This window comes from Streptomyces sp. 135, assembly GCF_020026305.1.
Classification (GTDB): domain Bacteria; phylum Actinomycetota; class Actinomycetes; order Streptomycetales; family Streptomycetaceae; genus Streptomyces.
In genome coordinates this window covers 8,085,827-8,098,029 of record NZ_CP075691.1, presented here as the reverse complement: position 1 = coordinate 8,098,029, position 12,203 = coordinate 8,085,827, and the positions used below count along the sequence as shown (strand labels likewise).

Here is a 12,203-nt window from a genome sequence, read left to right as displayed (position 1 = left end):
GAACATGTGCGGTTGATTCGATGTTATGGCCGAGAGGGAATGGAGGCGACCGTCCACGGTGACCGCCGGAAGGCGCAATCACCCGCGGCGGAGCCGGAATCATCCGGCGGGGGAATTACCGGGAGGTCGAGTCGCCCGCGGCCGTCACGGAGGCGGTGTGGGAAAGGCGGTGTCCGCCGTCGTGATGCCGGGCCCGCGGGCTTTCCACCGTCCGCAACGGGAAGGCGACCTCGACGACGAGACCGCCCTCCGGCCTGGCGTGCGCGTTCAAGGTCGCGTCGTGGGAGGCGGCGATGGAGCGCACGATCGACAGGCCAAGGCCGTGGTGCCCGTCGGCCGCGGTGCGGTCGAGCCGCTGGAACGGCTCGAACAAACGCCCCACCCGCTCCGGGGGGATCCGCCTGCCCGAGTTGGTCACCCGTACGACGGCGTGCTCGCCCGCGACGACGCGCGTCACGACCTTCACCCACCCGTCCGGCACGTTGTAACCGATGGCGTTGTCCAGGAGGTTGGCCACCAGGCGTTCGACCAGCGCGCTGTCGCCGCAGGTGCCCGCGGGTTCGGTCACCGCCTCCACCCGCAGCCCGCGCCGCCGCGCCTGCTCGCGGCAGCCGAGCACCGCCTTGCCCGCCAGCTCGGCCAGCTCCAGCGGCTCGCGGCGGTCCAGGCCACGTTCGCTGCTGGACAGGGTCAGCAACGACTCCAGCAGCCGTGCCTGCTGCTCGCTCAGCACCAGCAGCCGCTCGAAGTTGGACCGGAACGACTCGATGGTCGCGTCGCGGTCTATCAACGACTCCTCGAGCAACGCGTGTTCGACGGTCAGCGGCGTACGCAGTTCGTGCGCGGCGTTGGCCACGAAGCGTTTGTGGGAGTCCAACGCCCCCTCCAGGCGCCCGAGCAGCCCGTCGACCGTGTCCGCCAGGTCCTTCAGTTCGTCGGCCGGGCCCTCGGCGTCCAGGCGTTCGTGCACGTTGTGCGCGGAGATCCGCTGGATGGTGGAGGTCATGGTGCGCAGCGGCCGCAGCACCCGGCCCGCGACGAACCAGCCGAGGCCGATCGCGATCACCGACATGATCGCCAGGGCGACGCCGGACTCGAACAGCAGGCGGTTCATCTCCAGTGTGTGCTGGCGCTGCGCCTGCTGTCGCTGCGCCTCGGCGAAGCGGTCCAGGATGGGCGACGCGCCGTCACCGGTGTATATGCGGGCGTTGGCGTCTCCGGAGGGGCCCGACCTGCCACGGCTGAAGACGAGCATGCCGTTCGAACGGTTCACCAGGACATAGGTGATGGTCAGCAGGACGGCGCCCGACACGACGAACAGCCCCCCGTACAGGAGGGTGAGCCGGACGCGGACCCGGCGGGGCGTCAGACGGGTCACGATCCGGCTCCACCGCCGGGGAGCCGCCCGGCGGGCGGCGTCCTCGGCCGTCGTGCCTTCCTTGCGCAGCACCCTCACCGCTCACCCCCACGGAGGCACCCAGACATCTGTCAGGCTACTCCCGCGGCGCGGACCCCGGGCCGCTCCCGCGCAACCCGCCGCGAAGGGGCCGGCGCGGGTCCCGCTACGGGAGAGTGCTCACCCGTGGCCCGGGGGCACACCGCCGGGTCCTGGTCCGGGGCCGTGCGGTCCGGGGCCGGGGCCACCGGGGCCGCCGGGTGTGATGAAGACTCCCGGACCACCGGGTCCGCCAGGGCCGCCTGGACCGCCTGGACCGCCTTGGAAGGAGCCGCCAGGACCGGCGGTGAACATGGTGCCGGGCGGGCCGCCGACCGGTTCGGGCACCGGCGCGGCGCCGTTCTCGGACTCGGCCCCGGCGGGCGCGGCGCCGTTCTGTGACGGCTGGCGGGAGAACTGGGTGCGGTACAACTCCGCGTAGAGCCCGTCCAGTTCCATGAGTTCCTCGTGGGTGCCGCGCTCCTGGATCCGGCCCTGGTCGACGACGAGGATCTGGTCGGCGTCGCGGATGGTGGACAGGCGGTGGGCGATCACCAGCGAGGTGCGGCCCTTCAGCGCGGTCTTCAGGGCCCGTTGCAGCGCCGCCTCGGACTCCGAGTCGAGGTGCGCGGTCGCCTCGTCGAGGACGACGATGGGCGGGGCCTTGAGCAGCAGCCGGGCCATGGCCACGCGCTGTTTCTCGCCGCCGGAGAACCGGTAGCCGCGGTCGCCCACGACGGTGTCGAAGCCGTCGGGCAGCGTCTCGATCAGCTGCCAGATCTGGGCCGCCTTGCACGCTTCGACCAGCTCCCGCTCGGTGGCGTCGGGGCGCGCGTAGGTGAGGTTGTCGCGGATGGTGGCGTGGAAGAGGTGCGCGTCCTGCGTGACCATGCCGACGGCGTCGTTCAGGGACCGCAGCGTCACGTCGCGGATGTCGTGGCCGCCGATCCTGATGGCGCCCTCCACCGGGTCGTACAGCCGCGGCACCAGGTGGGTGATCGTCGTCTTGCCCGCGCCGGACGGGCCGACCAGCGCGGTCAGCTTGCCGGCGGGCGCGGTGAAGCTGACGCCGCTCAAGGTCCAGGCGTTCTGCGCGCGTTCCTGCGTGGGCAGGGCGATGGACTCCAGGGAGGCGAGCGAGACGTCGGCGGCCCGCGGATAGCGGAAGGACACGCCGTCGAACTCGATGTCAGGCGCCGTCCCGCCGCCCTCGCTCGTGGCGGGCAGGGGCACGGCGTCCGGCTTCTCGGAGATCAGCGGCTTGAGGTCGAGGATCTCGAAGAGCCGGTCGAAGCTGACGAAGGCGGTCAGTACGCTCGTCTGCGCGCCGGCGAGCTGGTTGATGGGGCCCATCAGCCGGGTGAGCAGGGTGGCCAGCGCCACCAGGGTGCCGATCTGGAAGGTGCCCTCGATGACGAGGCTGCCGCCGAGGCCGTAGACGAGCGCGGTGGCCAGCGAACCGACCAGCATCATCGTCAGGAAGAGCATCTTGCCGTAGACGGAGGTCAGGATGCCGAGGTCCCGGCCCTTGGCCGCCAGCCCGGAGAACATGCCGGTCTCGTCCGAGGGACGGCCGTACAACTTGGCCAGCAGGGCGCCGGTCACGTTGAACCGCTCGCTCATGAAGGAGCCGACCTCGGCGTTGACCTGCATGTGCTCCCGCATGATCCGCTGGAGCCGCCCGCCGACCAGCTTCCCGGGCAGGATGAACAGCGGGATGATCACCAGGGAGATCAGGGTGACCACCCAGGACAGATAGAACATCGTGATCAGTACGAGGATCAGCGTCAGGCCCGCGGACGTCACCGTGGAGAGCAGTGTGGTGACCGCGTGCTGGGCGCCGACCACGTCGGTGTTGAGCCTGCTGACGAGCGACCCGGTCTGCGCGCGGGTGAAGAACGCCAGCGGTTGCCGCTGCACATGGTCGAAGATCTTGGTGCGGAGGTCGTAGATGAGCCCTTCGCTGATCCGGCCCGAGTACCAGGCCTCCGCGAACCCCAGCACGGTGCTCAGGAGCGCGATGCCGGCGACCGCCACGGAGATCCACACGACCACCGAGGTGTCGCCTTCGACGATGCCGTTGTCGATGAGGTACATGAACAGAAGGGGCGTGGCCACCACGTTTCCCGCATTGAGCGCGGTGATGACCAGGAAAAGAACGATGCTGAGCCGATACGGTTTCGTGTAGGGGATCACGCGTTTCGCCGTGCCGGGCTTGATCCGCTGTTTGGTCACCGGCTGGTCCGGCCCCATACCGCTCATCAGTACCGGCCCCGGGCCGCCGATCATGGCCACGAAAACCTCCCGTTTCCGTTGTCGTTTCGGTCCGGGCGCGCTCAGCCGGCGGCTTCGTACTTGTCCATCTCCTCGATGAGGCTCTTGGGCCGCATGTCCGTCCAGTTCTCCTCTATGTAATCGAGGCAGGCCTGGCGCGTGTCCTCGCCGAAGACGGTCTGCCAACCGGCTGGCACTTCGGCGAAGGAGGGCCAGAGCGAATGCTGGTTCTCGTCGTTGACGAGAACCAGGAAGGTGCCGTTTTCGTCGTCGAACGGGTTCGGCATGACCACTCCGATCAATTCAATTTCCGTCGGCAGGACGTGTTTTACGCTAGCCGGGCGCAATGAGGGCCTACAAGGCCGTCCAGGACGGCCGCCCGGTTCAGGTCGTGAAGAAGTCGATGATCGCGCTATTCACGGCGGCGGGCCTCTCCAGATATCCGTAGTGACCACAGCCGGGGATCTCGGCATAGACGCTGCCGGGAATGCTCCGCGCGACCTCCCGTGACAGGTGCGGGCGGACGACCAGGTCGTCCTGGAATCCGATGACCAGGCACGGGCGGCTGATGCGCCGGTACGCGTGGCGGCGGTCCGGGATCAGCTGGAGTCCGAGCAGGCCGCGGGCGGACGACGGGTCGACGGCCGACAGCTCGAAGACGGCCAGCCAGTCCCGTAGCCGCTCCTCGTCGTTGAGGGTGTGCGGCGAGAGGTTCTGCAGGGCCTGCACGTACGCCGCGTAGCGGGGCGGGAGGGTGCCGCCGCTGTCGCCGAGGTCCCGGTCGGCGGCCGTCATGGCGGCGGTCAGGGTGTCCGAGCGCCCGCTGGTCGCCATCAGGACGGCCTGGCGCACGAGACCTGGGCGGGCCAGGAGCAGTTCCTGCACGGCGATGGCGCCCAGCGAGTAGCCCACGACCCGGCACGGTCCCGCGTCGAGATACTCGATGAGGCCCGCGATGTCCGCCGCCATGTCGTCGAGGGTGAACCCCTCCGGGCAGGGAACGCTCGGCGGGATCCCCCGGTTGTCGAGCGTGATGACCCGGTGGCCCGCCGCGGTGAGGGCGGGCACCTGGTGGGTGCGCCACATCCGGCCGGGCGCGCCGGTACCGGTGACCATGACGATCGGCTCTCCGGTGCCGTACTCGTCGTAACCGAGTTCGACCCCGTTGGCCCGGGCGATCGGCATCGTGGTGTCCCCTTCATCCGTGGGCGGCCGCGGTGCCGTTCCCCGGCGCGTCCGGCCGGTCGGCGCCGAATCGGCCGACCTTGTCGATGACGTCCTGGCCGTAGATCCGCAGGGCCTGCTGGAGCGCGAACTCCGCCACGTACGCACGGAACGCGTCCGGGGGTTCCTCCGCGAGGTTCAGCATGCGGCGGTTGGCCAGGACCGCGGCGCCGTCGAGCCGAACCAGGCTCCGTTCGACGGCGGCGTCCATCTCCTCGGGCTCGACTACCTCGTCGACGAGCAGCCGGGCGTCGGGCTCGGCCGCCCTGATCCTGCGACCGCCGAGGATGATCTGGCGGGAGACGCGGGGGCCCGCGTATCGGCTGAGCCGGAAGTTCGCGACGCCGGGAACGATGCCTTCCTTGGCGGCGGGCAGACTGAGGTAGGCGTCGGACGCGGCGAGCACGTGGTCGCAGACGAGCAGGAGTTGGGCGCCGCCGCCGATGGCGAAGCCGTCCACGGCGGCGACCCACGGCTTCTCCAGGCGGGGCGAGTGCCACTGGCCGGGGTGGTCGGCGGGTACGCCGCGCACGATCTTGTGGAGATAGCCGAGTTCGCGGCGCAGCAGGAAGCCGACCAACGGGATGTCGCCGGAGCCGAGACTCTTGAGGTTGATGCCCGCGCTGAACACGCGCCGGCCGCGGTAGCGCGGGTGGCTCATCTCGCCGCCGCGCAGCAGCCCGACGCGTACGGCGGGGTCGAGCAGGGCGAGGTCGACGGCGGTCTCCATGTCGTCGACCTGGCGGGTGTCCTCGGCGTTCAGGCGGTCGCCCCGGCACATGGTCAGCCGCGCCACGCCGTCGTCGGTCCGTTCGAGGCGTACGGACTCCATCTCCACGACGCCGGTGCGCGTGAACTCCGGGAGGAGCGCGAGGGCTCGGGGAGTCGGCCGGAGCATGGCGTCGAGCAGATGCGGGCCCGCGGCCGGCGAGCGGAGCACGGCCCGCAGGAAGATGCCCTGGTCGATCTCGTGCCCCTCCTTGGCGGCCTGTGGCCTGCGCCGCTCGCCCGCGAGCCGGTCCTCGTCGGGCACGAGGCCGGGCAGTTCGGTGGCAGCGGCGTCGAGGAGTTCACCGATCCGCAGGGCCACGGTGCGGCCCGCGGTCAGCAGGTCGTACACGGCGTCGGCATACGTGTCGAGGAAGGCGACCCGCAGCGCGCGGGCCGCGTCCTTGGCGGCGTCCATCTCGGCCCGCTGGCCGGACGTACGCTCGGGCGGCGCCGGCAGGCTCGCCACGAGCCTCTCGACATGGGCGACGACTCCAGAGGAGGCGGCCATGGCCGACCAGATGTCCCGGACGTCATGGTGAGCGGCGGGGTTCGGGGGCGCGGCTTCGGCGGAGCGGTTGGGTTGTTCGGGGTGGCCGGGCTCTCCCGGGTGGCCGGAGTGGCCGAGCTGTCCGGGGTGGCCGAGCTGACCGGGGTGACCGAGCTGACCGGGGTGTGCGGGCCGCCCGGACTGCCCAGGCCATCCGGACTGCTCAAGTCGTCCAGGCTGTACGGGCTGTTCGGGCCGCCCGGACTGCCCAGGCCATCCGGACTGCTCAAGTCGTCCAGGCTGTACGGGCTGCCCAGCCTGTTCGGGCTGCTCAGGCCCTCCGAACTGCCCCGGCTGTCGAGGCCATACGGGCCGCCCAGGCCATCCCGGCCCTTCAGAGGGCCCGGGCAAGATCGTCGTCACGAGGCCGCCGCCTCCTTCTCCGCGCCTTGGCGCAGGGCCCGGTCACAGGCCGCGAGGTGGGCGCCGAGGGCGTCCTCGAAGCTGGTCGTCGCGGCGTCGAACAGCAGCTGGCGGCGGATCGCGAGTTCCTTGCCGGAGAGGCCGGCCGCCAGTTCGGCCGCGCCGTTCATCGCCGCTGCCGGGTCGTCGGTCAGTTCGTCGACGATGCCGAGCGCCAACGCCTCGGCGGCCTCGATGGCGCGGCCGAACAGGACGGCCTTGCGGACCCGCGCGGCTCCCGCGAGGTGGACGAGGCGGTAGGCGGCCATGCCGGGCCACGTGGCCGTGGCGTCGCGCGGTACGACCAGGCGCGTGTCCGGGGCCGCCACCCGCAGGTCGGCGGCGAGGAACGCGTCGAGCGCGGTGCCGCCGCAGTCGCCGCGCGCCACCGCCACGGTGGCGGTGGGCAGCCGCTCCAGGCGGCGCAGCGCGCGCTCCCACTTGGTGACGAGCATGACGTCGAGGCCGCCGGTCCAATCACCGGCCGGCGACCCGGTGACGCGGACGACCGCGATGCCGTGACCGGAGCCGCCGGTGTCCTCCGCGCGGTCGCAGAGGTCGGCGACGGCCTTGACGGCCGTGGCGGAGAGGGGCGTGGAACCGTTCAACTCCAGTGCGCGCAGCGGCTTCATGGTCCTGTCCGTCCTCACCATCGGATCAGCGCCGTTTCTATCGTGGAGCCCGGCCCCATGGTCATGAGCACCCCGTACTCGCCGGGCCGGGCGACGCCCTCTTCGCGAAGACGTTCGTAGGAGAAGAGGAAGGAGCCGCTGGACACGTTGCCGTGGTCGCGCAGCACACCGACGGTGTGGCGTACGTCGTGGCGGGTCAGCCCGAGGTTGACGACGACGGCGTCGATGACCTTCTTGCCCCCGGAGTGCACGAGCCAGTGCCGGATGTCGCTCCTGCGCAGACCGGTGCCTTCCAGCAGCCGGTCGACGACGATCTCGGCGTGCGCGCCGACGACGTAGGGGATCCGGGGATCGAGGAAGAAGCTGAACCTGCCCTGATCGCGGTCCCAGTCGTAGCGCATCGCGTCGACGGCGTCCGGGATGATGCAGCTCGCGAACTTCAGCAGCACGGGCCCGCCTTGGGGCTCCGATCCACGCACCGGACCCGGCTCCGCACGGAGCGCGACGGCTGCCGCACCGTCACCGAAGAGGCTGTTGACGACGGCCGTGCGCATCGTCGAGTCCATCGCGTACGCCGCCGAGCACGCCTCCACGCAGAGCACCACGGCCAGCTCACCGGGGTGTGTCGCCGCCCAACCAGCCTCCACACTCAGCGCGTTGAGTCCCGCGTTGCACCCCATACCCACGATGTCGGCCCGGCCGCAGTGCCGGTCGATGCCCAACTCCCTGATCAGCAAGGCGCTGAGGCCGGGCGTGAGGAAACCGGTGGATGTCACACAGCACAGGTGGCGCAGGTCGGCGAGTTCGGCCCCGGCGTCCTTCAGGCAGGCGCGCAGGGCCTCGCCGCCCATCTCCAGGGCCAGCGCCTTGTGCTTGTCGAGCAGGTCGCCCTGGGACTCGGGGCCGCGGACGCCGTGGGCGTCCTCGGCGGGCAGCGTGAGGTTGCGCCGCTCGATCGCGCTGTTGAGGAAGACGGACCGCACCTTGGGGTCCGTGATCCCGAAGGCGTCGAGCACTTCGCGTTGGGAGTAGGAGGTGGCGCTCACGGCCGTGCCGACGCCCGCCAGCCTCGGGGCCGCCAGGAATCCGCTCTCCCGGCGCCCGGGGGCCCGGGTCTCGTCCGGAACCCCGGGCGGTGCTGTGTCGACGGTCATCGGAAGGTCCACCCCCACATGCGTGGTTTGCTGCGAAGCGGTTCTCGCTTGGCGCTGGTGCCGGTCATCGTGCCGCTCCTCCTGAGGTCGTGTGCGGTGCCGCGCTCTGCGCCTCGATGAAGCGCACGAGCCGCGCGGTGCCCTCCGCGATCTGGGCGGGCGTCAGATAGCTGGTGGAGAGGCGGATGCCGTGCAGGCCGCCTCCGCCGGGATGGAAGTACGTCATGGGCGTCCAGATGACGCCGAAGTCCTGTGCCGAGCGGATCAGCGCGGCGTTGTCGGCACGGAACGGCACGCGCAGGGTGAGGAAGAAGCCGCCGGTGGGTTCGTTCCAGCGCACGCCGAGAGCCTCGCGTCGCTCCGGCGGCAGCCGGCGGTCCAGTTCCCGGAGCGTGGCCCGCATGGCGTCGCCGTAGTAGGCGGCGGCCGCGGTGTTCATCTCCGAGACCCGCCCCTCCGCCGCGAGCAGCGCGCCCGCCACGGCGGCCTGGCTGAGCGAGGAGGTGTTGACCGTGACCATGCTCTTGATCTTGGCGAGTTCGTCCGCGAGCAGCCCGACGCGGGCCGCGCCGCCCGGGCGGTCCGTGTCGTCGACCACTGGCTGGTCGGCGATGACGAAGCCCACCCGGGCACCGGGGAACACCGTCTTGGAGAACGAGCCCAGGTGTACGACGGTGTGCGTGCGGTCCAGGGACTTCAGGGTCGGCAGCGGTCGGCCGGGGCTCACCAACCGGTAGGGGCTGTCCTCCAGGACGAGGATGCCGTGCCGGGCGGCGAGTTCGAGGAGTTCGGCGCGGGCCCGCGCGCCCATGGTGGTCCCGGACGGGTTGGAGTGGTCCGGTACGACGTAGAAGGCGCGGGGCCGCCGACCGCGCGCCCGCTCGGTCCGGATGGCCGCTTCCAGATCGGCGCAGGAGATGCCGTCCTCGCGTTCCTCCACGGCGGCGACCGCGACGTCCAGGAGCCGGGCCGCGCCGGTGATCCCCACGTAGCAGGGGCTGGAGACGAGAAGGACGTCGTCGGGCCCTGTCATGAGGGCGCGCAGCACGAGGAGCATCGCCTCCTGCGCGCCGACGGTCACCACGATGGACTCGGCCGGTACGTCGATGTTCTCGTCGGCGCGCAGCGAGTCGGCGATGATCTCCCGGATCTGGCCGGCGGTGGGACCGTACTGGTACATGGACGTGCGCACCTGCTGCGGTGAACTTCCCTGTTCCTCCAGGTGGTTCAGGTACCGGCGCAGGTGGGTGAAGATCTGCTCGCTGTCGAAGAACCCGTCGTACGGCCGGCCCGGCGCGAAGGAGATCGCTCCCGGGTAGCGGGTGGTGATCTCGTTGAGGAACGTCATCGTGTCCAGCACCGGGTCGGACACGGCGGCGTGCAGCTCGGTCTTGCGCAGCGGCCGCCCGGCCGCCCGGGTGGGCGGCGCGTCCGCGGGGCGGGGGCCGGTGCGGATCATGTCGGGGCCGAGGTCCGTGACCGTGGCGGCCCCGGTGAACGCCATCGCGTCGCCGAGCTCCCGGACGAGGCCGTCCAGTGCTTCCGTCACGCCCGCACGCCCGCCCGCCCGCAGGCCGTCGAGGACCGGGCGGCCCGCGAAGACGGCGTCGGCACCCGAGGCGAGGGCGGCGACGATGTCGGCGCCGTGGCGGACGCCTCCGCTCAGCAGGACGGGGCAGCGGCCCGCGACGGACGCGGCGATCTCCGGGAGCGCGTCGAGGTCGGTGACCACGATGCCGTCGGCGCCGGTGTCGAGGGCGCGCTGTGCGTCGGCGGGGCCGCGTACGCCCGCGACCAGCAGCGGCAGGGCGGTGGCGGCGCGCAGCCATGCCACGTCGGACCACTCGGCGCGGGCCCTCAGCAGCGTACGCACGTCGTCGAAGGGGCCCCGTACGCCGAGGTCGGCGGGGGCGGCGACGCGCCGGGCACGGACGTCGTCGCGGTCCCCGAGCGCGAGGAGCAGCGCCCCGAACCCGGCGTCCTCGGCCCGTCCCGCGAGGTGCCGTGCCGTCTCCCGGTCCTGGAAGGCATAGGTCCGCAGCCACGGCGGTGCGTCGGCGGCCGCGGAGGCGAGTTCGGCGAAGCTCCGCTCGGCGAAGGCGCTCACCGCGGCGGGCAGCCCGCCGCCGCGGCGGCCCGGACGACGGCGAGTTCGCCGCCGGGCGCGCCGGGGCGTCCAGCGGGCCGACGACCAGCGGCGCCGGCCAGCTCCGGTCCAGGATCTTCACGGTGGTCTCGGGCGGCCCGGCGCCCGTCCGCCGCGCCTCTCCGCCCGTCCGCTCCCGTCGCCCTGAGCCCTGTCCGCCACGTCGCCCCTGCCGCAGGCCGATCCGGTCGAAGGCGTCGCGGTTCGCGGCACAGGCGCGCTCGTCGGGGAAATTGTGCGGGACGGAATCCGAGCCCAGGCCCGTTTGTTGCGCTTGGTGCGCGGAGCGCGCAGGATCATCGGCGATCTGTTCCGCCATGGATTTCCCCCAGGCGTCCGGCAGTAGTTATCAGTTATCGGGAATTCGGCGACCGGCGCTCAGAGTCACACAAATAGCGACGGTCCAACAACGCCGTCCAACCGCCCGGTTCGCGCACTTGGACGTGTTGGGACGCAAGCGGACACGGCATCGCCTCACACGCCGGGAACGCCCGGCACCGCCTGCCCCTCCCCCATCGGCAGCAGCCTCTCGTCGTCTTCCCGTACGACGGTCCAGCCGCCGGCGTCGAGCGCGTCCGCGACCTTCTCCGCGGTCCGGGCGGGGAGACCGAACCGCACGGTGAACCCGGCCCCTGCGGCGGCGGTCTCGACGGCGGCGTCCTCCGCGGCGACACCGAGGTCCGCGACGGCGGCGAGGAGCCGCGCCAGCTCTCCGGGGCGCTCCGCGACGGCGACCCGCACCCCTTGGCCGCCCTCCTGCGGGCCGGCCCCGGCGGCCGGGATCTCGGCGAGCCCAGAGATGCCCCGGTCGAGCAGGTCCACCAGGGTCCGCATGCCGAGGTCCCGCTCCGCGCCGCCCGCCCGGGTCAGCGCGTCCACCGCCGGTACGAGGCGGGACAGGTCGGCGTGCAGGTGGCTGAGGAGCGACGGCCCGTTGGCGGCGATCCGGGGCGTCGGCAACCCCTGGCGCGGCAAGGGCCCTCCGTCAGCCGGGCCGCCATCAGGCTGGCCATCAGATGCGGGACGTGGGAGGTGACGGCCACGGCCGCGTCGTGGTCCTGGCTGCGCATCACGACGGGGACGGCGGCGCACAGGGCGACCAGTTCGAGGGCCCGCTCGAAGGCTTCGTCCGAGGTCAGCCGGGACGGCGTGAGCACCCAGTTGCGGTCCCGGAAGAGCTCGGCCCTGGCGGCCAGCGGCCCCGACCGCTCGCGCCCCGCCAAGGGGTGGCCGCCGACGTAGCGGGCCGGGTCCGGCGCGCGGCGCAGCGCGGCCTGTTCGGGCCCCGCCTTCACACTCGCGACGTCGGTGTAGGCCCGGGCGAGACCGCGCTCCTGGGCTTCGGTGAGGACGGCGCCGACGTGGCTGGGCGGGACGGCGATCACGGCCAGGTCGACGGTTTCCCCGGGGTCCCTGGCGAGGCCGGCGCCGAGAGCGGCGGCCGTCCGCGCGGCGGCGGGGTCGCGGTCGGACAGGAACACCCTCACGCCGCGCCCGCTCACGGCGAGTGCGATCGAGGTGCCGATGAGACCGGTGCCGATGACGGTCATGGTGCGCATCACTGAACATCACCCGTTCGAAAGACCTTCGCCCATTAACCGAAAGGCCGCTCACTTTA

General features: G+C 72.0%; 10 protein-coding genes. All 10 read right to left on the bottom strand.

All coding sequences use genetic code 11. The features are described 5' to 3' along the window. Nucleotides 1–115: 115 nt before the first annotated feature. The 10 genes from KKZ08_RS35840 to KKZ08_RS35795 all read right to left on the bottom strand — a co-directional run bounded on the left by KKZ08_RS35840 (nucleotide 116) and on the right by KKZ08_RS35795 (nucleotide 12,144). Complete coding sequence (locus KKZ08_RS35840) at nucleotides 116–1,378, bottom strand: ATP-binding protein (protein ID WP_223778401.1); 1,263 nt, start codon at nucleotides 1,376–1,378, stop codon at nucleotides 116–118. Between the two features lie 198 nt (nucleotides 1,379–1,576). Then, entirely contained in the window at nucleotides 1,577–3,724 is a 2,148-nt protein-coding gene (locus tag KKZ08_RS35835) for an ABC transporter ATP-binding protein (protein ID WP_223779330.1), read from the bottom strand. 47 nt (nucleotides 3,725–3,771) lie between these two features. Next, nucleotides 3,772–3,996, bottom strand: coding sequence for an MbtH family protein (locus KKZ08_RS35830; RefSeq protein WP_223778400.1), 225 nt, complete (start codon nucleotides 3,994–3,996; stop codon nucleotides 3,772–3,774). A 97-nt stretch (nucleotides 3,997–4,093) separates the two neighbouring features. Then, nucleotides 4,094–4,894, bottom strand: coding sequence for an alpha/beta hydrolase (locus KKZ08_RS35825; RefSeq protein ID WP_223778399.1), 801 nt, complete (start codon nucleotides 4,892–4,894; stop codon nucleotides 4,094–4,096). A 13-nt stretch (nucleotides 4,895–4,907) separates the two neighbouring features. Next, complete coding sequence (gene dpgC, locus KKZ08_RS35820) at nucleotides 4,908–6,212, bottom strand: (3,5-dihydroxyphenyl)acetyl-CoA 1,2-dioxygenase DpgC (protein ID WP_223778398.1); 1,305 nt, start codon at nucleotides 6,210–6,212, stop codon at nucleotides 4,908–4,910. A gap of 398 nt (nucleotides 6,213–6,610) precedes the next feature. After that, the gene (gene dpgB / locus KKZ08_RS35815) at nucleotides 6,611–7,285 is read right to left on the bottom strand and encodes an enoyl-CoA-hydratase DpgB (protein WP_223778397.1); all 675 of its coding nucleotides are present in this window, start codon (nucleotides 7,283–7,285) and stop codon (nucleotides 6,611–6,613) included. A gap of 14 nt (nucleotides 7,286–7,299) precedes the next feature. Beyond that, on the bottom strand, nucleotides 7,300–8,439 hold the full coding sequence (dpgA, locus tag KKZ08_RS35810) for a 3,5-dihydroxyphenylacetyl-CoA synthase DpgA (RefSeq protein ID WP_223778396.1): 1,140 nt from the start codon (nucleotides 8,437–8,439) through the stop codon (nucleotides 7,300–7,302). A gap of 64 nt (nucleotides 8,440–8,503) precedes the next feature. Next, nucleotides 8,504–10,546: an aminotransferase class I/II-fold pyridoxal phosphate-dependent enzyme gene (locus KKZ08_RS35805; RefSeq protein WP_223778395.1), complete on the bottom strand. Its 2,043-nt coding sequence runs from the start codon at nucleotides 10,544–10,546 to the stop codon at nucleotides 8,504–8,506. A gap of 513 nt (nucleotides 10,547–11,059) precedes the next feature. Continuing rightward, complete coding sequence (locus tag KKZ08_RS35800; RefSeq protein ID WP_223778394.1) at nucleotides 11,060–11,464, bottom strand: hypothetical protein; 405 nt, start codon at nucleotides 11,462–11,464, stop codon at nucleotides 11,060–11,062. After that, nucleotides 11,452–12,144: a prephenate dehydrogenase/arogenate dehydrogenase family protein gene (locus tag KKZ08_RS35795; protein ID WP_223778393.1), complete on the bottom strand. Its 693-nt coding sequence runs from the start codon at nucleotides 12,142–12,144 to the stop codon at nucleotides 11,452–11,454. Before KKZ08_RS35795 ends, KKZ08_RS35800 begins: the two co-directional genes overlap by 13 nt. Between the last annotated feature and the right edge of the window lie 59 nt (nucleotides 12,145–12,203).